Annotated in this window: 15 protein-coding genes and 1 tRNA gene; 10 read left to right on the top strand and 6 right to left on the bottom strand. The window is 72.0% G+C overall.

The features are described from left to right. Positions 1-16 precede the first annotated feature (16 nt). The 3 genes from lysA to VFW79_RS03195 are packed head-to-tail and all read right to left on the bottom strand — an operon-like array spanning position 17 to position 4,324. A complete protein-coding gene (gene lysA / locus VFW79_RS03185) occupies positions 17-1,372 on the bottom strand; it encodes a diaminopimelate decarboxylase (protein ID WP_329675865.1) in 1,356 nt (451 codons plus the stop codon). Beyond that, a complete protein-coding gene (gene argS, locus VFW79_RS03190; RefSeq protein ID WP_329675866.1) occupies positions 1,369-3,048 on the bottom strand; it encodes an arginine--tRNA ligase in 1,680 nt (559 codons plus the stop codon). Before argS ends, lysA begins: the two co-directional genes overlap by 4 nt. Beyond that, positions 3,035-4,324, bottom strand: a complete 1,290-nt coding sequence (locus tag VFW79_RS03195; RefSeq protein ID WP_329675867.1) for an MFS transporter — start codon at positions 4,322-4,324, stop codon at positions 3,035-3,037. The genes argS and VFW79_RS03195 overlap by 14 nt, the downstream gene beginning before the upstream one ends. An 86-nt stretch (positions 4,325-4,410) precedes the next feature. Here VFW79_RS03195 and VFW79_RS03200 point away from each other — a divergent pair, with 86 nt between their 5' ends. The 6 genes from VFW79_RS03200 (at position 4,411) to VFW79_RS03225 (ending at position 10,831) form a co-directional block, all read left to right on the top strand. Beyond that, the gene (locus VFW79_RS03200) at positions 4,411-5,073 is read left to right on the top strand and encodes a FadR/GntR family transcriptional regulator (protein WP_329675868.1); all 663 of its coding nucleotides are present in this window, start codon (positions 4,411-4,413) and stop codon (positions 5,071-5,073) included. A 170-nt stretch (positions 5,074-5,243) separates the two neighbouring features. Next, a tRNA-Arg gene (locus VFW79_RS03205) sits at positions 5,244-5,316 on the top strand. A 120-nt stretch (positions 5,317-5,436) separates the two neighbouring features. After that, the gene (locus tag VFW79_RS03210) at positions 5,437-7,089 is read left to right on the top strand and encodes a Na+/H+ antiporter (RefSeq protein WP_329675869.1); all 1,653 of its coding nucleotides are present in this window, start codon (positions 5,437-5,439) and stop codon (positions 7,087-7,089) included. A gap of 37 nt (positions 7,090-7,126) precedes the next feature. Then, positions 7,127-9,934, top strand: coding sequence for a bifunctional acetaldehyde-CoA/alcohol dehydrogenase (adhE, locus tag VFW79_RS03215; protein ID WP_414647846.1), 2,808 nt, complete (start codon positions 7,127-7,129; stop codon positions 9,932-9,934). 153 nt (positions 9,935-10,087) lie between these two features. Further along, the gene (locus VFW79_RS03220) at positions 10,088-10,615 is read left to right on the top strand and encodes a hypothetical protein (RefSeq protein WP_329675871.1); all 528 of its coding nucleotides are present in this window, start codon (positions 10,088-10,090) and stop codon (positions 10,613-10,615) included. An 87-nt stretch (positions 10,616-10,702) separates the two neighbouring features. Further along, the gene (locus VFW79_RS03225) at positions 10,703-10,831 is read left to right on the top strand and encodes a molybdopterin oxidoreductase (protein ID WP_329675872.1); all 129 of its coding nucleotides are present in this window, start codon (positions 10,703-10,705) and stop codon (positions 10,829-10,831) included. Between the two features lie 25 nt (positions 10,832-10,856). Here the strand turns inward: VFW79_RS03225 and VFW79_RS03230 are convergent, their stop codons facing one another. Next, a complete protein-coding gene (locus VFW79_RS03230) occupies positions 10,857-12,089 on the bottom strand; it encodes a multidrug effflux MFS transporter (protein WP_329675873.1) in 1,233 nt (410 codons plus the stop codon). A gap of 83 nt (positions 12,090-12,172) precedes the next feature. Between VFW79_RS03230 and VFW79_RS03235 the strand changes: the two genes are divergently transcribed. Continuing rightward, positions 12,173-12,907 carry an SOS response-associated peptidase gene (locus VFW79_RS03235; RefSeq protein ID WP_329675874.1) on the top strand — a complete coding sequence of 245 codons (735 nt, stop codon included), beginning with the start codon at positions 12,173-12,175 and terminating at the stop codon, positions 12,905-12,907. Between the two features lie 16 nt (positions 12,908-12,923). On the opposite strand, the gene VFW79_RS03240 is transcribed toward VFW79_RS03235, so the two are convergent. After that, positions 12,924-14,042 carry an adenylate/guanylate cyclase domain-containing protein gene (locus tag VFW79_RS03240; RefSeq protein WP_329675875.1) on the bottom strand — a complete coding sequence of 373 codons (1,119 nt, stop codon included), beginning with the start codon at positions 14,040-14,042 and terminating at the stop codon, positions 12,924-12,926. Between the two features lie 14 nt (positions 14,043-14,056). Beyond that, on the bottom strand, positions 14,057-14,956 hold the full coding sequence (locus VFW79_RS03245; protein ID WP_329675876.1) for a biotin--[acetyl-CoA-carboxylase] ligase: 900 nt from the start codon (positions 14,954-14,956) through the stop codon (positions 14,057-14,059). A gap of 143 nt (positions 14,957-15,099) precedes the next feature. Between VFW79_RS03245 and VFW79_RS03250 the strand changes: the two genes are divergently transcribed. From VFW79_RS03250 to VFW79_RS03260, 3 genes are read left to right on the top strand one after another with little or no spacing between them, the layout of a single operon-like run. After that, complete coding sequence (locus VFW79_RS03250) at positions 15,100-16,746, top strand: acyl-CoA carboxylase subunit beta (protein ID WP_329675877.1); 1,647 nt, start codon at positions 15,100-15,102, stop codon at positions 16,744-16,746. A gap of 25 nt (positions 16,747-16,771) precedes the next feature. Next, positions 16,772-17,341 (top strand): hypothetical protein, encoded by a 570-nt coding sequence (locus VFW79_RS03255; protein WP_329675878.1) that lies wholly within the window; start codon positions 16,772-16,774, stop codon positions 17,339-17,341. Further along, a complete protein-coding gene (locus tag VFW79_RS03260) occupies positions 17,338-17,577 on the top strand; it encodes an acyl-CoA carboxylase epsilon subunit (RefSeq protein WP_329675879.1) in 240 nt (79 codons plus the stop codon). Before VFW79_RS03255 ends, VFW79_RS03260 begins: the two co-directional genes overlap by 4 nt. The last annotated feature ends 31 nt before the right edge of the window (positions 17,578-17,608 follow it).

Here is a 17,608-nt window from a genome sequence, read left to right on the forward strand (position 1 = left end):
CAAAGGATAGAGGGCATCAGCCCTGGTCGAGGGCCAGGAGGTCGTCCTCGGTCTCGCGGCGGACGAGCACCCGGGTCACGCCGTCGGTCACCGCCACGACAGGCGGGCGCGGGACCTGGTTGTAGTTGGACGCCATCGAGCGCCCGTACGCCCCTGTCGCGGGCACCGCCAGCAGGTCGCCGGGCGCCACGTCGGCGGGCAGCTGGACCTCGTGCACGACGATGTCGCCGCTCTCGCAGTGCTTGCCCACGACGCGGCACAGCACGAGGGGCGCCGTGCTCGTGCGCGACGCGAGCTCGGCGTGGTACTGCGCGCCGTACAGCGCCGGGCGCACGTTGTCGCTCATCCCGCCGTCGACCGACACGTACGTGCGCACGCGCCCGTCGTCGAGCGTCACGGGCTTGACCGTCCCGACCGTGTAGAGCGTGCAGGTCGTGGGTCCGACGATGGCCCGACCGGGCTCGACGGAGACGCGCGGGAGCGCGGTGCCGAGCTCGGCGCACGCTGCGTCGACCGCCGCGGCCATGTCCTTCGCGATCCGGACCGGGTCGAGCGGCACGTCGCCCGGCAGGTAGGCGATGCCGTACCCGCCGCCCAGGTCGACCTCGGGCACGAGGTAGCCCGTCTCGGCGGCCAGCTCGGCACGCAGCCGCAGGACCTTGCGCGCGGCGACCTCGAAGCCCGACGGGTCGAGGATCTGCGAGCCGATGTGCGAGTGGAGGCCGAGCAGGCGCAGCTCGGGGCGGGCGAGCACCGCGCGCAGCGCCGCGACCGCGGGGCTCGCGGCGCCGTCCGGACCGGGGACGAGCGACAGCCCGAACTTCTGGTCCTCGTGCGCGGTCGAGATGTACTCGTGCCCGCCGGCGTGCACGCCCGTCGTGACCCGGACCATGACCGGCGCGGGATCGCCCCGGCGTGCGCGGACGGCGTCAGCGATGCGCTCGACCTCGCCGAGGGAGTCGACGATGAGCCGGCCGACGCCGGCCTCGAGCGCGCGGCTGATCTCCGCGTCGGACTTGTTGTTGCCGTGCAGACCGATGTCCGCCCCCGGAACACCCGCGCGCAGGGCGACCGCGAGCTCGCCGCCGGTGGCCGTGTCGACGCGCAGGCCCTCCTCGTGGGCCCAGCGCGCGACCGCGACGGACAGGAACGCCTTGCCCGCGTAGTACACGTCGACGTCCGTCCCGATCGCCGCGAACGCCGCGGTGAACGCGGCGCGGTAGGCGCGGGCGCGGGCGCGGAAGTCGGCCTCGTCGAGCACGTACACCGGTGTCCCATGCTGCGCCGCGAGCGTGCGCAGGTCGACGCCCGCGACCGCGAGCGCGCCGTCGAGGACGCGCGTCGTGCCGCTCGACCAGGGCGCGCCCGTCACATCCGCTCCGGCGCGCTCACGCCGAGCAGCTCGAGTCCGTTCGCGAGGACCTGACGGGTCGCGTCGTTGAGCCACAGCCGCGTGCGGTGGGTGTCCGAGACGACCTCGTCGCCGAACGGCGCGACCCGCCGCTGGTCGTACCACTTGTGGTACGAGCCCGCGAGCTCCTCGAGGTAGCGCGCGACGCGGTGCGGCTCGCGCAGCTCGGCGGCGTGCGCGACGAGGCCGGGGAAGCCTGCGATCTGGCCGAGCAGCACCGACTCCGAGGGGTGGTCCAGCAGGGTCGCGTCGAACCCGTCCGCGCGGTCGACGCCCGCCTCGGCTGCGTTGCGCCCCACGTTGACCGTCCGGGCGTGCGCGTACTGCACGTAGAAGACCGGATTGTCGTTCGTCGCGGTCACGAGCAGGTCGAGGTCGATGTCGAGGGTCGAGCTCGCGGCGGACCGTGCGAGCGCGTACCGGGCGGCGTCGATCCCGACCGCGTCGACGAGGTCGTCGATCGTGACGATGTTGCCCGCACGCTTCGACATCCGGACGGGCTCACCGTCCTTGACGAGGTTCACCATCTGGCCGATGAGGATCTCCAGGTTGACCCAGGGGGTGTCCCCGAAGGCCGCGCACATGGCCATCATGCGGCCGATGTACCCGTGGTGGTCCGCGCCGAGCATGATGATCACGCGGTCGAAGCCGCGCTCGCGCTTGTCGAGGTAGTAGGCCAGGTCCCCCGCGATGTAGGCGGCGTTGCCGTCCGACTTGATGATGACGCGGTCCTTGTCGTCCCCGAACTCGGTCGTCCGCAGCCACGTGGCGCCGTCGGCCTCGTAGATGTGGCCGAGCTCGCGCAGCCGTGCCACCGCCCGCTCGACCGCGCCCGACTCGTGCAGCGAGTCCTCGTGGAAGTAGACGTCGAAGTCGACCCGGAAGTCGTGCAGCTTGGCCTTGATCTCGCCGAACATCTGGTCGACGCCGCGGGACCGGAACACCTCCTGCGCCTCGGCCTCGGGCAGGGTGCGCGGGTCCGGCTGCCCGTCGGCGATCGCGGTCGCGATGACGGAGTCGGCGATGTCGGAGATGTACTGGCCGCCGTAGCCGTCGAGAGGAGCCTCGGCGCCCATCGCGCGGGCGAGCAGCGACCGGGCGAAGCGGTCGATCTGCTCGCCGTGGTCGTTGAAGTAGTACTCGCGCGTGACCTCCGCGCCCGCCGCCTGCAGCAGCCGCGCGAGCGAGTCGCCCACGGCTGCCCAGCGCACCCCACCGATGTGGATGGGTCCGGTCGGGTTCGCCGAGACGAACTCCAGGTTGATGCGCTCCCCCGCGAGCACCGTGCCGCGTCCGTAGGCCGGGCCGGCCTCGACCACGGTGCGGGCGAGCTCGCCGGCCGCGGCCGTGTCGAGCGTGATGTTCAGGAAGCCGGGACCGGCGACGTCGACCTGCGCGACGCCCGGGTGGTCGGCGAGGCGACGCGCGAGCTCCTCGGCGAACGCGCGGGGGTTCGTCCCGGCCTTCTTGCCGAGCTGCATCGCGACGTTCGTCGCCCAGTCGCCGTGCTCGCGCTGACGGGGTCGCTCGACGTGCACCTGCGCCGGCACCGCGGACGGGTCGAGCGCGAACGTGCCGTCGTCGACGGCGGCCATGAGGGCAGCACGGAGGGCCTCGGAGAGCTCAGCGGGGGTCACCGGACAAGGGTAGCGAGCCCTCGGCGGGCCCTCGTCCGCCCCAGGTGTCCTCGAGCATGACGGGCCGGCACGCCACCCAGCCCGCCGCGAGGAGGACCGCCAGGGTCACGAAGAGCAGCCCGAACGGCAGCTCCCAGCGGCCTGTCGACCCGTAGAGGACCCCGACGAGGAGCGGGCCGACAGCCGCGATGGCGTAGCCGACCCCCTGCGTGAAGCCCGAGAGCGAGACTGCGCCGGCCGACGTGCGGGTCCGCAGGTTGATGAGCGTGAGCAGGAGCGGGAAGGTGCCGGGTCCGAGCCCGAGGAGCACCATCCAGAGCCCCACCGCGGCCCTCGGAGCCAGCAGCAGCCCGGCGTACCCCACGACCCAGACGCCGACGAAGGCGGTGGCGACCCAGAACGGGTTGCGCAGCCTCGTCGCGACAAGGGGCACACCGAACGACGCGGGCAGACCGAAGATCGCGACGACCGCGAGCCATCGGCCGCCGGCGGCCTCGCCGTAGCCCGCGTCGACGAGGATCTGCGGGATCCACGCGAACATCACGTACGAGTTGAGCGAGTTCATCCCGAACGTCAGGGCGAGGCCCCAGGCGAGCGGGCTGCGCCACACGCGCCCCTCACGGCGGTGCCGGGAGTCGAGGGCAGGGGTGTGCCGCGGCGCCCAGCGCAGGACGCCCGCGAGCGCCGACCGGGCCGTCGCCGACCGCACGACGACGACGAGCCAGGGAAGCGCCGCGACCAGCCCGACCGCGCCCCAGGAACCGAGCGCCACGCGCCAGCCGAGCCGGTTCGCGAGAGGGACGGCGAGCAGCGGCGGGATCGCCGTGCTGAACGACATCGCGACCGAGTAGACCGCCGTGACGGGACCGATCCGGTCGGGAAAGTACCGCTTGACGAGCGGTGGGAGCAGGACGTTCCCCATCCCCATGCCCGCGAGCGCGATGACGGACCAGCCGAGGAAGCCGGCCGAGGTCGTCGCGCTCGAGCGCGCGACCTCGCCAAGGACCGAGACGAGCGTGGCGACGACAAGGGTCGGCTCGAGCCCCAGGCGGCGCGACACCATCGGTGCGAGCGAGCCGAACAGCGCGAACGAGGCGACCGGGATGGTGCCGAGCACGCCGGCGAGGGTCGGGGACAGTGCGACGTCGACGCGCACGGCATCGAGGATCGGGCTCACGGCGGCGACGGCGATCCGCAGGTTGAGGGCCACGAGCACGATCCCGACGAGGACGACGACGCGGCCTCGCCACCAGGCGGTGCGCCCTGTGAGTAACATCCGGACCAACTTCACGCTCGGTCTGACAGGGCGGCGTCGGGGCGAGTGGTGCTGCACCGGCACATGTGACAAGGAGAATACCTGGGATGATTCGTCGCACCGGATTGATCGACGGCGCGGTCGACACGCTACGTGAGCGGATCACCGCGGGTGAATGGCCGGTCGGCACACGGATCCCGCCGGAGCCGGCCCTCGCGGCACTCCTCGGGGTCGGCCGCAACACCGTGCGTGAGGCCGTGCAGTCCCTCGTGCACGCCGGGCTGCTCGCACGCCGTCAGGGGTCCGGCACGTACGTGCTCTCGACCTCCGAGCTCACCGTGACCATCGGCCGGCAGATCGCGGACGCGCACCAGCGCGACGTCGTCGAGGTCCGCCGCAGCCTCGAGGTCGAGGCCGCCCGGCTCGCGGCGCACCGGCGCACCGCGACCGACGTCGCACAGCTGCTCCAGATGCGGGACGCTCGGGCGCACGCGCACGCCCTCGGGGACCTCGACGCGATGGTCTCGACCGACCTCGAGCTGCACCTGGCGATCGCGCGCACGGCTCGCAACCCCGTGCTGCTCTCGCTGTACGAGAGCCTCCTCGACGCCATCAGCGCGAACATCCGGTTCAACTTCGAGCGACCGGTGTCCAACGAGTCGGACGACACGGGCCATGACGACCTCGTCGCCGCGATCGGCGCCGGCGACGTGCCCCGCGCCGTCGCCGAGGTCGAGACGTACCTCTCGCGGCAGCTCGCGCGCGGCTGACCGGGGCTCATCCCGGCTGATCCGAGCTGATCCGGGCTGATCCCCGGCACGCGTCGGCGGCACGCGCCGACGCGGGCTGATAGTCTCGTGCACCGCATCAGCTGCTGGTCGATCGGCCTTCTCCGCGGAGCTTCCGCGGAGCCGGGCCGCACGGTCAGCCGTTGTCGCCGGCCCGCGTAGCTCAGTGGATAGAGCGTCCGCCTCCGGAGCGGAAGGCCGAAGGTTCGAATCCTTTCGCGGGCACCCCTCATCGCGTGTCACGACCTGCGTGTCACGACATCGTGCCGTCGCGGACCCTCGTGCGAGTCCGGATCACCGCGTGACGCAGCCGGCACCGCCCAGCGCGACTCCCCGGGAGGCTCCATGAGTCACGTCGAGCTGTTCGCCCTCGTCGTGGGCGCCGTCGGGATCACCGCGTTGTGCCGCCGCTGGGGCTGGTCCCCGCCGCTGATCCTCGTCGCGACCGGGCTCGCGGTCTCGTTCGTCCCGGGGATGCCGCGCTTCGAGGTCGACTCGAAGATCATCCTCGAGTTCGTCCTGCCGCCCCTGCTGTACTCCGCGGCGCTGTCGAGCTCCTACCAGGACTTCCGCCGGTCGCGGAACTCGATCCTGCGGCTCGGCGTCGGTCTCGTGCTCGTGACCGCGGCCGCGGTCGCCGTGGTCGCGTGGGCTATCGTCCCCGAGCTGCCGATCACAGCGGCCCTCGTCCTCGGCGCGGTCGTCGCACCGCCGGACGCCGTGGCCGCGGTCGCCGTCGGTCGCAGGCTCGGCCTGCCGCGGCGGGTCATGACACTGCTCACGGGCGAGAGCCTGATCAACGACGCGACGTCGCTCACGCTGTACAAGGTCGCGATCGCGGGCGTCGCGACCGGGGCGGCCGTCCCGTCCACGGGCGTGCGCGTCTTCATGGTCGCGGTGCTGGTCGGCACCGGGCTCGGCCTCGTCATCGGCTGGGTCGTGCACCGGCTGCGGCTGCACCTCGACGACCCGGTGGTCGCGTCCACGATCGGGCTCCTCACGCCGTTCGCCGCCTACTGGGCCGCGGAGACCCTCGGCGGCTCGGGCGTCCTCGCGGTCGTCGCCGCGGGCCTCTACCTCGGCCACACCGCGCCCCAGGCGGGGTACGCGACGCGGCTGTACGAGACGCCCGTGTGGTCGACCGTCGACCTGCCGCTCGAGGCGTTCACGTTCGCTCTCATCGGCGTCCAGCTCAAGTGGGTCCTGGGCGACGTCATCGCGTCCGACCAGGGGCTCGGCATCGCGGTGGCGCTCTCGCTCGCCGTCCTCGCCACCGTGATCCTCGTCCGCCCGCTGTACGTGTTCGCGACCGCGCGCGTCGACCTGGTCCGACTGCGCGGCAGCCACCGCACGCCGCACGACGCGCTCGCGACCTCCGAGCACGCCGTCGTCTCCTGGGCGGGGATGCGCGGCGTCGTCACGCTTGCCGCCGCGGCTGCGATCCCCGCGACCGTCAACGGGGCACCGTTCCCCGCCCGCGCGACCCTCCAGCTCGTCGCCTACGCGGTCGCGATCGGGACCCTGCTGCTGCAGGGGCTCAGCCTGCCGTGGGTCATCCGGCGGCTGAGCGTCGAGGAGCACGACGACGCCGAGCGCGATGCGGCCCAGGAGGCCGCGCTGCGCCTCGCGACCGCGGCGGCCGCCCAGCGGGTCATCGAGAGCAAGACGGCGGCGTGGTCGCGCGAGCTGGGTGAGTCGCAGGCCAAGGCTGTGACCGAGGCTCTCGTGCGCGCAGGAAACGTGCGCGCACAGGCCGCGGCTGCGATGCTTGACCCAACGCGCGGCGACGACGACCCTGCCCTCGCCGGTGCACCCGCCGCCCCGGTTCGAGGCAAGCGGGGCCACCGTCTTCGCCGCGAGATCCTCGCCGCCCAGCGCCGGGTGCTCGTCGCACGGCGCGACGCCGGCGAGCTCGATGAAGCAGTCATGCGGCGCGTGCTGCGGGAGCTCGACCTCGAGGACGAGCGGATGTCCGCGTCGTGGCTCAACCGCGTGTGATCTGCGCCACAGGACTTTAGACACATCGAATCGGGCAATGCGTCGCATAGCCTTGTGCACGAGGTCAACGGAGATCTCGTTCACTCACCGACAACGTGGGGAGCACCCCGTGACCAGCTTGACCACCCCTGACGCCGCAATTGCTGGCGCCATCGACCAGCTCGTCGAGGGCGCGAACAAGGCCCTCGCCGAATACGCACGGTTCACCCAGGAAGACATCGACCACATCGTGCGAAAGGCGTCCGTCGCGGCGCTGAACCAGCACGGTGAGCTCGCGCTCCTGGCGGTCAACGAGACCGGCCGCGGCGTGTTCGAGGACAAGGCCGTGAAGAACATCTTCGCGTGCGAGCACGTCACCAACTCGATGTCGACGCTCAAGACGGTCGGCGTGATCCACCGCGACGACCTCGCGGGCATCATCGAGATCGCCGAGCCCGTTGGGGTCATCTGTGGCGTCACGCCCGTGACCAACCCGACGTCGACCGCGATCTTCAAGGCTCTCATCGCGCTCAAGACGCGCAACCCGATCGTCTTCGGGTTCCACCCGAGCGCGCAGCAGTCGTCGGTCGCCGCAGCTCGCGTCGTCCGCGACGCGGCCGTCGCCGCAGGCGCACCCGAGAACTGCATCCAGTGGGTCGAGGAGCCGTCGCTCGCCGCGACGTCCGCGCTCATGAACCACCCGGGCGTCGCACTCATCCTCGCGACCGGCGGCAACGCGATGGTCCGCGCCGCGTACTCGTGCGGCAAGCCGGCTCTCGGCGTCGGCGCCGGAAACGTCCCCGCATACATCGAGAAGACGGCCAAGCTCAAGCGGGCCGTCAATGACGTCGTCCTGTCGAAGGCATTTGATAACGGAATGATCTGCGCATCTGAGCAGGCCGTCATCATTGACGACGAGATCTATGACGCCGCGATGGCGGAGTTCGACGTCCTTCACGCCTACCGCGTGAACAAGAAGGAGAAGGCGCTCCTCGAGAAGTTCATCTTCGGCGTCGAGGCCAAGGGCAAGAACTGCGGCGAGGCCAAGCTCAACGCCTCGGTCGTCGGGCAGCTGCCCAGCTGGATCGCGGAGAAGGCCGGCTTCACTGTCCCGGCCGACACCTCGATCATCCTTGCCGAGGTCAGCGGGGTCGGGGCGGACGAGCCGCTGACCCGCGAGAAGCTGTGTCCCGTGCTCGCGGTGCTGCGCGCCAAGTCGACCGAGCAGGGTCTGACCTACGCCGAGCAGATGGTCGCGTTCGACGGCCTCGGCCACTCGGGTGCGATCCACACGCAGGACGACGCGCTCATCGAGGAGTTCGGCAGCCGGGTCAAGGCGGTGCGCATCATCGTCAACGCGCCCTCGTCGCTCGGTGGCATCGGTGACATCTACAACTCGTTCATCCCGTCGCTGACCCTGGGTTGCGGCTCCTACGGCCACAACTCGGTCTCCAACAACGTCTCGGCGGTGAACCTGGTGAACATCAAGCGGATCGGTCGCCGCAACAACAACCTGCAGTGGTTCAAGGTCCCGGCCAAGACGTACTTCGAGCCGAACGCGATCCGCTACCTGTCCGACATGGCCGACGTCGAGCGCGTGACGATCGTCACCGACTCGACGATGACCACGCTGGGATTCGTCGACAAGATCATCGACGTCCTCAACCGCCGGTCGAACAAGGTCGCGCTCCAGATCATCGACCAGGTCGAGCCGGAGCCGAGCGTCAAGACCGTGCAGGCCGGTGCCGCGCAGATGCGCCACTTCCGTCCCGACACGATCATCGCCCTCGGTGGCGGTTCGCCGATGGATGCCGCGAAGGTCATGTGGCTGCTGTACGAGCACCCCGAGATGGTTTTCTCCGACCTCAAGCAGAAGTTCTTCGACGTGCGCAAGCGCGCGTTCAAGTTCCCGGTGCTGGGTGAGCTCGCCAAGCTCGTGTGCATCCCGACCACGTCGGGCACGGGCGCCGAGGTCACGCCGTTCGCCGTCATCTCCGACCCGGAGACCGGCAAGAAGTACCCGCTCGCGGACTACGCGCTGACACCGACGGTCGCGATCATCGACCCGATCCTCACCGCGAAGATGCCGCGCTCGCTCGCCGCCGACTCGGGCTTCGACGCCCTGACGCACGCGACCGAGGCCTACGTCAGCGTCTACGCGAACGACTTCACCGACGGCATGGCGCTCCAGGCGATCCGCCTGATCTTCGACAACCTCGCACAGAGCGTCAACGGCGTCCCCGAGACCCCCGAGACCGCCGCGGCGCGCGAGAAGATGCACAACGCCGGGACGATCGCGGGCATGGCGTTCGGCAACGCGTTCCTCGGGATCGTGCACGCCATGGCGCACGTCGTCGGCTCGACGTTCCACCTGGTGCACGGCCGCACGAACGCGACCCTGCTCCCGCACGTCATCCGCTACAACGGGACCGTGCCGACCAAGCTCACGAGCTGGCCGAAGTACGAGAGCTACGTCGCGCCGGAGCGGTTCCAGCAGATCGCGGCGATGCTCGGCCTGCCGGCGACGACACCGGCCGAGGGTGTCGAGTCCTACGCCCTCGCGGTCGAGTCGCTGCGGGCGAAGGTCGGGATCCCCGCGTCGTTCCAGGCGCAGGGTGTCGACGAGCAGGACTTCATCGGTCGCCTCGACGAGGTCGCGATGGGCGCCTACGAGGACCAGTGCGCACCCGCCAACCCGCGGATGCCCATGCTGGCCGACATGAAGGACATCATGACCGCGGCGTACTACGGCACGTCGCTGGGCGAGGTGCGCAGCCGCCGGGAGCTCCCGGCCGCCGTCGCCGAGGTCGCCGAGCCCGCCGCCGAGGCCGCTGCCTCGACCGAGGGTGATGTCGTCACGGCCTGACACCTCAGCGCCTGACCGAGCGCCCCGCCCCGCAGATCGCTGCGGTGCGGGGCGCTCGCACGTCCGGGGCGCGCACCGCCGGTGGTCCGGCGCGATCGACGAGGCACACTGGTCCGAGCAGAACCCCTTCCCCGACGTCTTCAGGAGGCGCCCATGCGCATCGCGACCACACTGCCCGCACGTACGACGGCAACGCTGGGTGCGTGCGTCCTCGGCCTGACGGTGGCCCTCGCCGGATGCTCCGACGTGCGCGACCAGGCCGGCGCGCTGACCACGCAGGCGCAGTCCGCAGTCGCGAGTGCGCGGGCCCTCGCCGACGGCTTCGCGGCGCAGGTCGACAAGGCACGAGCGGACCTGGCGACGGCGCGGACCGCGATCGACGACGCCAAAGCCCAGCTCGGCTCGCTCGACACGACGTCGCGCGCCACCGCCCAGCAGGCGGTCGACCAGGCCACGGCTGCCCTCGACTCGGCCAAGACCGCGCTCGACGCGGCGTCCGCCGACGGCGCCGGACCGGCCGCCGACCAGCTCGCCGCCGCCCAGAGCGCTCTCGACGCCGCGCGCACGAAGCTCGACGCCGCCGCCGCCTCGACCGACGGTGCCGCCCGCACCGCGATGGACGCGCTGGCCGCGCAGGTCGAGGCGCTGCGCGTCGAGGTCGAGAAGGCCACGACGCCCTGAGGTCTGCCCCGGCCGCCGCCGGGTGAAATCAAGGATCAGCCGCGGCAACTGTTGTCTCTCGTGCAGCCGCTGCCGATCCTCAGAGGTATGACCACCATCCGGCCCCCGGAGCGCATGACGCGCCACCATCACCTCGAGTGGTGGGTGGTGACGGCCTGGGGATCGATCGCCCTGGTGGTGGCGGCGGGCGTCGCGGCCGCCGCTGGCGTGGGCTGAGGACCACCCTCGACCCAGCCACGGCTCAGGTGGTCCAGCCGCCCGAGCGATAGGCCGGGGTCGCCAGAGCGAGCACGAGCAGGGCCGCCAACGACGCGCCCGCCATGACGCCCGTCATCGCCAGCGTGGTGCCGCCCAGGACGCCGACGAGCGGGGCGACGGTCCCGGACACGAGCGCCTGCGTCCCGCCGATGAACGCCGCCGCGGTCCCGGCCATCTCACCGTGCCGGCCGAGCGCGAGCGCCGAGGCGTTGGGGGGTGTGACGTTGACGAGCGCGAGCGCGAGCCACAGGACGACGAGCAGCGCAGGCAGGCCGCCCGCTCCGGTGACGCCCACGGCAAGGAGCACGAGGCCGAGACCGAGCGACACCGGCACGATGACGCGGATGATCCGGATCGGCGCATAGCGGCGGACGAGCCACGCGTTGACCTGTGCCCCGCCGACGAGGCCCATGCCGTTGACCGCGAACAGCAGCGCGAACTGGTTCGCGGACAGCCCGTACCCCTCACGCAGCACGAACGGTGACCCGACCACGTAGCTCATGAGCCCCGCCGCGCCCAGACCCGGCAGCACGGCGAGGGCGAGGAAGTGCCGGTCGCGCAGCAGCGCCCGGTAGCCCGCGAGCGCCGTCCTCAGGCCGCCGTCGCGCCGCCGATCCCCTGGCAGCGTCTCGGGGAGCCTGCGCCACACGACGACCCACAGCCCGACACCGAACACCGCGAGCGCGACGAACACGCCGCGCCAGCCGACCTGACCCGCGATGAGACCGCCGATGCTCGGGGCGAACAGCGGTGCGACCCCGATGACGAGCATCAGCCGGGACAGCAGCCTCGATGCGTCGGACCCGACGAACCGGTCCCGGATGACGGCCATCGCCACGACGGACGCCGAGGCGTTGAAGAAGCCCTGCGCCACGCGAAGCGCGACGAGCGGCAGGATCCCGGGGGCGATGGCGCACAGCAGTGACGTCAGGACGTGCAGCGCGATGCCGACGAGGACGGGCCCCCGCCGCCCGAACCGGTCCGACATCGGGCCGATGACGAGCTGTCCGACGGCGCCGCCGATGAGCATGCCGGTCATCGTCAGCTGGACGGCCGCGGTCCCTGTGCCGAGGTCGCGCGCCACGTCCGGCAGGGACGGCAGGTAGATGTCGGTCGAGACCGCCGGGAGGGCTGCCATCGAGCCGAGCAGCAGGACGTACCTGGCATGCGGGCGGTACACCGGCGTAGGCGTGACCGCGGGGGTGCTGGTGCTCATCGCCGCCGATCATCCCACCGTGACGAACGCGACGCGAATCGATTCGACACGCACGTGTCCGGGGTCTGCGAGAGGCTGTGGCCATGTGTGGTCGGTATGCCTCGTTCCGAGAGGACCAGCAGATCGCCGACGAGTTCGCGATCGCGTCGGTCGCCGACGACGTGCACCTCCTGCCGCCGTCGTGGAACCTCGCGCCCACCGACCCGGTCCGCATCGTCGTCGACCGCCCCGAGCGCCTCGAGGACGGCTCGCGGGGCGCGCTCACGCGGCAGCTGCGCACCGCACGCTGGGGCTTGGTGCCGTCGTGGGCGAAGGACCCGTCGATCGGCAACCGGCTGATCAACGCGCGCGTCGAGAACCTGCTCGACAAGCCCGCGTTCAAGCGCCCGTTCGCGCTGCGCCGGGCGCTGCTCCCCGCGGACGGCTACTACGAGTGGCAGGTCCCCGAGCCGGGTGCACCGACCCGGACCAAGCAGCCCTACTACCTGCACCCGCCCGACGGCGGACCGCTCGCGCTCGCCGGGCTCTACGAGTTCTGGAAGGACCCGACCAAGGACGACGACGACCCGACGCGCTGGCTCGTGTCAGCAACGATCATCACGACCGCGGCGACCGGGGAGCTGGCGCGCATCCACGACCGTCGCCCGCTGATGCTCCGGCGAGACGTGTGGGATGCGTGGCTCGACCCCGCGGTCGACGCCGCAGGGGCCATGGAGCTCGTGCTCGGTCCGGCGCCCGAGGTCGTCGCGACGCCGATCTCGACGGCAGTCAACTCGGTCGCCAACGACGGTCCGGAGCTCATCCGCCCGGTCGACTGACGCGGGCCGGGCGAGGTCACGCCGAGCGCAGCAGCACCGGCGCGATGGGCCCGATCCCCGCGAGCTCGCGCTCGGGCAGCGTCTCGACGACGAACCGGGCGTCCCGGGCGAGAAGCTCCCCCGTCGCGGTGTCGGTGAGCACGGCGCTCGGGTCGGCGATGTCCGTCAGCCGGGCGGCGAGGTTGACCGAGGGGCCGAACACGTCTCCGAACCGGGACAGCACCCGCCCCCACACGAACCCGACCCGCACGGGCGTCACGCCGCGTGCTCCCTCGGCCAGCCCTCCGGCGGCCTGCTCGAGCTCGACGTCGAGCTCTCCGCCCAGCTCCCGGGCGAGCCCGAGCGCCACGCGTGCGCCCGTGACCACGTCGTCGGCGACGAAAAGGACGGCGTCACCGATCGTCTTGACCACGCGGCCGCCCGCATTCGTGACGACGTTCCGCGCGGCGTACTCGAACCGCTGCACGAACTCCGAGAGGTCGGTCGAGCCGAGACCCGCGGTCCGGCGGGTGAACGAGACCATGTCGGCGAACCCGACGGCCCGGGCGAGCGGCAGGCCCTCCCGGTCGGCGCCGGACGTGCGCTGCTCGCTGTAGTCGGCGGCGAGCCGTCCGGCGATCGCGGCGAGCTGGCGGCGCCAGGCGTGCACGAGCTGCGCCTCGAGCAGGGGTGCCAGGTCGGCGAGCCGGTCGAGGACGAGCAGCCGGGCGCTCGTGTCGTCGAGCCCGTACCGGGTCGCCATGTCCTCGACGAGCGCCTCGACCTGCCACAGCGCGAGCCGGTCGGCGGTGTGCCCGAGCGCGCGGGTCAACGACGACGCGGTCCGCAACGTGAACCCGCGCTCGCGGATCATCCGCGACACGCGCGCGACCGCGTCGGCGTCCTGCTCGGTGAACACCACGTCGTCCGCCTCGGGGTGCGGCAGCCCCAGCGTCTGCCAGTACAGCCGCACGAAGTCGAGCGGCGCGTCGATCCGGCTCGCGAGGTCCCGCAGGGTCAGCGTGCGCGGTCCGCCGAGCAGCACGTCGTCCAGCTCGGCGAGGGTCGAGGCGGCCGCTCCTGCGGGTGTCGACGTGGCGTCGGTCGGTGTTCCGTCGGGGGGCGGCGAGGCGGCGGCATCCGCGGCAGTCGGCACCTCTGGAGGGTAGTTCACGTCGCCCTGATGTGATGCACGTCACCCGCACGCACGTGCTGCTCCGTCCCGGTGTCGTCCATCACCACGAGGGCGCCGTCCGGGCCGAGCCGACGCGCGGTGCCCGTGACCTCGTCACCGCCCGGCAGCTCGACGCGGACCCGGGTCGTGAGCGTCGAGCACACCGAGGCCACCTCGGCGGCGAGCCCGGACGCGTGGACGTCCCCGTCGTGCTCGCGCCAGCGGCCCATCAGCTCGTCGAGGGCCGAGACGAGGGCGACGAGCAGGATCTCCCGGTCGACCTCGCGCGCGCCGACCAGGGCGAGCGACGTCCCGCTCGGGACGGGCAGCTCGTCGGGCGCTTGGGAGACGTTGATCCCGATGCCGACGACGACGACCCGACCCGCGGAGGTGTCGACGAGCTCGCTGAGGATCCCGCCCACCTTGCGCACGCGGCCCCACCCGTCCAGGTCGGTGTCGTCGGGCGCCGGGACCATGAGGTCGTTGGGCCACTTGAGCGATGCCTGCACCCCCGCGGTGGCGCGCAGCGCGGTCACGGTCCCGAGGCCCGCGAGCAACGGGATCCAGCCGAACGACGAGATCGGCCCGTCGGGCTGCAGCGCGAAGGACACCGTCAGGGCGGCGCGCGGCGGCGTCTGCCACGTCCGACCGGCACGGCCCTGGCCGTCGTCCTGGTGGTCCGCGACCAGCATGCTGGGTGCGGGCCAGGCGTTCGGCTCGGCGTGCAGCCGCTCGATGAGCTCGCGGTTCGTCGAACCCACGCGGTCCAGCACCTCGACGCGTGCGAGCGGCCCGGCAGGCGCGAGGAGCAGGGACCTCACGACCGACGCTCGCAACGGCCGACGTGCCTCGGCCAGACCCCCACCATGCCCACCGGTCACTGCGTGCTCGCTCATGTCCCCATCCTCCCGCGGACCGGGTCGAGACTCCACGGGTGGCGACCGACGGGCCGGCATTGTCGGGACCCGACGACCTCGCTCCCACGACACGGTCGCCGGTCGGCATCCTGTCGGGCGGTTCGGACGTCTAGCCTCGGAGGGTGACCGACCCGACCCCCGCTGCAGACCCGGCTGCTCCCCCGGCCACCTCCTCCGTTGCAGACCCGACCCCCCGGCTCAGCACGACCGCCGACAAGCTCGCCGACCTCGCGACCCGCCACGAGGCAGCCGCGGTGTCCGCGGAGGCAGCAGCTGCCGTCAAGCAGCATGCGCGTGGCAAGAAGACCGCCCGGGAGCGGATCGACGCGCTCCTCGACCCGGACTCGTTCACGGAGCTCGATGCGTTCGTCAAGCACCGCTCGACCAACTTCGGGCTCGACAAGAAGCGGATCGCGGGCGACGGTGTCGTCGTCGGGCACGGGACCGTCGACGGCCGACCCGTCGCCATCTACTCGCAGGACTTCACGGTGTTCGGCGGCAGCGTCGGCGAGGTGCACGGCCAGAAGATCACCAAGGTCATGGACCTCGCGCTGCGCATGGGGGTCCCGCTCGTCGGGATCAGCGACGGCGGCGGCGCGCGCATCCAGGAGGGTGTCGCCGGCCTCACGCAGTTCGCCGAGATCTTCCGGCGCAACGTCGCGGCGTCGGGCGTCATCCCGCAGATCAGCCTCATCCTCGGCCCCTCGGCCGGCGGCGCGGTGTACTCCCCCGCCCTCACCGACTTCATCGTCATGGCCGACGGCACGTCCAACATGTTCATCACCGGGCCCGACGTGATCCGCGCCGTCACCGGCGAGGACGTCGGCTTCGAGGAGCTCGGCGGCGCCACGGCGCACAACACGAAGTCCGGCGTCGCGCACTACCTCGCGGCCGACGAGAACGACGCGCTCGACTACGTGCGCTCGCTGCTGTCCTACCTGCCCGCGAACAACCTCACCGACCCCCCGACGTACGCGCACGAGTCGGACCTCGGCGTCACGCCCGAGGACGAGGAGCTCGACACGCTCGTCCCGGACTCCGACTCGCAGCCCTACGACATGCGCACCGTCGTCGAGCACGTCCTCGACGAGGGTGTGCTCCTCGAGGTGCAGCCGCTCTACGCGCAGAACATCCTGATCGGGTTCGGGCACGTCGAGGGTCACCCCGTCGGCATCGTGGCCAACCAGCCGCTCGCGATGGCAGGCACCCTGGACATCAACGCCGCTGAGAAGGCGGCGCGGTTCGTGCGGACCTGCGACGCGTTCAACCTGCCGGTCCTGACGTTCGTCGACGTGCCCGGGTTCCTGCCCGGCACCGACCAGGAGTGGAACGGCATCATCCGGCGCGGCGCCAAGCTCATCTACGCGTACGCCGAGGCCACGGTCCCGCTCGTGACCGTCATCACGCGCAAGGCCTACGGCGGTGCGTACATCGTCATGGGCTCCAAGCAGCTCGGCGCCGACGTGAACCTCGCCTGGCCGACCGCGCAGATCGCCGTCATGGGTGCCGGCGGCGCGGTGAACATCCTGCAGCGCTCCACGCTCAAGGCCGTGGCCGACGCGGGCGGGGACGAGGAGGCCGAGCGGGCGCGGCTCACGGCTGAGTACGAGGACGCCATCGTCAACCCGTGGGACGCCGCCGAGCGCGGCTACGTCGACGCCGTCATCGCGCCGTCGCGCACCCGCGGGGAGATCGTCCGGGCGCTGCGGCTGCTGCGCACCAAACGCGCCACGACCGTGCCGCGCAAGCACGGGAACATCCCCCTGTGAGGCAGACTCGTCGCGTGAGGACATCATGAGCGACCACGACCACGACCACGACGAGCACGGCGAGCACGGCGACAGCCCCGCGCACGGGGTCGAGCCGCTGCACGGGGTCGACCCGAGCGACCTGCACAGCGTCGTCGACGCCCTGTCCGTGAGCCTGCACGAGTACATCGACGCCGCCGTCGGGGTGCGGGCCGAGTTCGGCGCGCACGAGGCCGACGAGGACCCGCGGATCCTCGCGCTCGAGTCACGCGTGTCGAACCTCAACGCCGAGCTGTACGACGTGCTGCACGACAGGCTCGGCCTGCACTCGGACCTGACCGGCATGACGTGGGACGACGGCGCAGAGGCCGACGCCGACCTGCCCCCGCAGGAGGAGGAGCTCGACACGTTCCACCTGGGCTTCGTCGTCGGGCCGCCCACGGGCACGTCGGACCTGTCGATGGACTCGGTGCTCGGCATCGTCGACGACGGCGGCGCCGAGATCGCCCGGCGCCTGACCGACCGCGGCTTCGACGTGACCGAGTGGGGTGCGTCGCGCGGTGTGCCCGTCGAGTTCGAGCCCGACGACGACGAGGACGAGGACGACATCGAGTGAACGGACCCGAGCCCGCCGCAGACGGCCGCGCGCGAGTGCGCGTGGTCCGCGGCGCGCCCGACGACGTCGAGCTCGCGGCACTCGTCGCCGGCCTGGTCGCCGCGTCGGCCCGATCCGACGAGACCGACGAGCCGGCGACGCGGTCGATGTGGCGCGACCGGGCCCGGGCGATGCGGGGCGACCCCGTGCGGGCCGCTCCAGGGCCGGACGCCTGGCGCTGGAGCCTGCGCGGCTGACGGCTGCTGCTGCGTCCGGTGGGATCACCGC

It is taken from the genome of Cellulomonas sp., assembly GCF_036279715.1.
GTDB lineage: Bacteria > Actinomycetota > Actinomycetes > Actinomycetales > Cellulomonadaceae > Cellulomonas_A.

Bases quoted from the DNA above. Each gene is read 5' to 3' on its own strand.
- VFW79_RS03195 (WP_329675867.1), bottom strand. From the start codon at position 4,324: ATGTTACTCACAGGGCGCACCGCCTGGTGGCGAGGCCGCGTCGTCGTC.
- VFW79_RS03200 (WP_329675868.1), top strand. From the start codon at position 4,411: ATGATTCGTCGCACCGGATTGATCGACGGCGCGGTCGACACGCTACGT.
- VFW79_RS03210 (WP_329675869.1), top strand. From the start codon at position 5,437: ATGAGTCACGTCGAGCTGTTCGCCCTCGTCGTGGGCGCCGTCGGGATC.
- adhE (WP_414647846.1), top strand. From the start codon at position 7,127: ATGCGTCGCATAGCCTTGTGCACGAGGTCAACGGAGATCTCGTTCACT.
- VFW79_RS03220 (WP_329675871.1), top strand. From the start codon at position 10,088: ATGCGCATCGCGACCACACTGCCCGCACGTACGACGGCAACGCTGGGT.
- VFW79_RS03225 (WP_329675872.1), top strand. From the start codon at position 10,703: ATGACCACCATCCGGCCCCCGGAGCGCATGACGCGCCACCATCACCTC.
- VFW79_RS03230 (WP_329675873.1), bottom strand. From the start codon at position 12,089: ATGAGCACCAGCACCCCCGCGGTCACGCCTACGCCGGTGTACCGCCCG.
- VFW79_RS03235 (WP_329675874.1), top strand. From the start codon at position 12,173: ATGTGTGGTCGGTATGCCTCGTTCCGAGAGGACCAGCAGATCGCCGAC.
- VFW79_RS03245 (WP_329675876.1), bottom strand. From the start codon at position 14,956: ATGAGCGAGCACGCAGTGACCGGTGGGCATGGTGGGGGTCTGGCCGAG.
- VFW79_RS03255 (WP_329675878.1), top strand. From the start codon at position 16,772: ATGAGCGACCACGACCACGACCACGACGAGCACGGCGAGCACGGCGAC.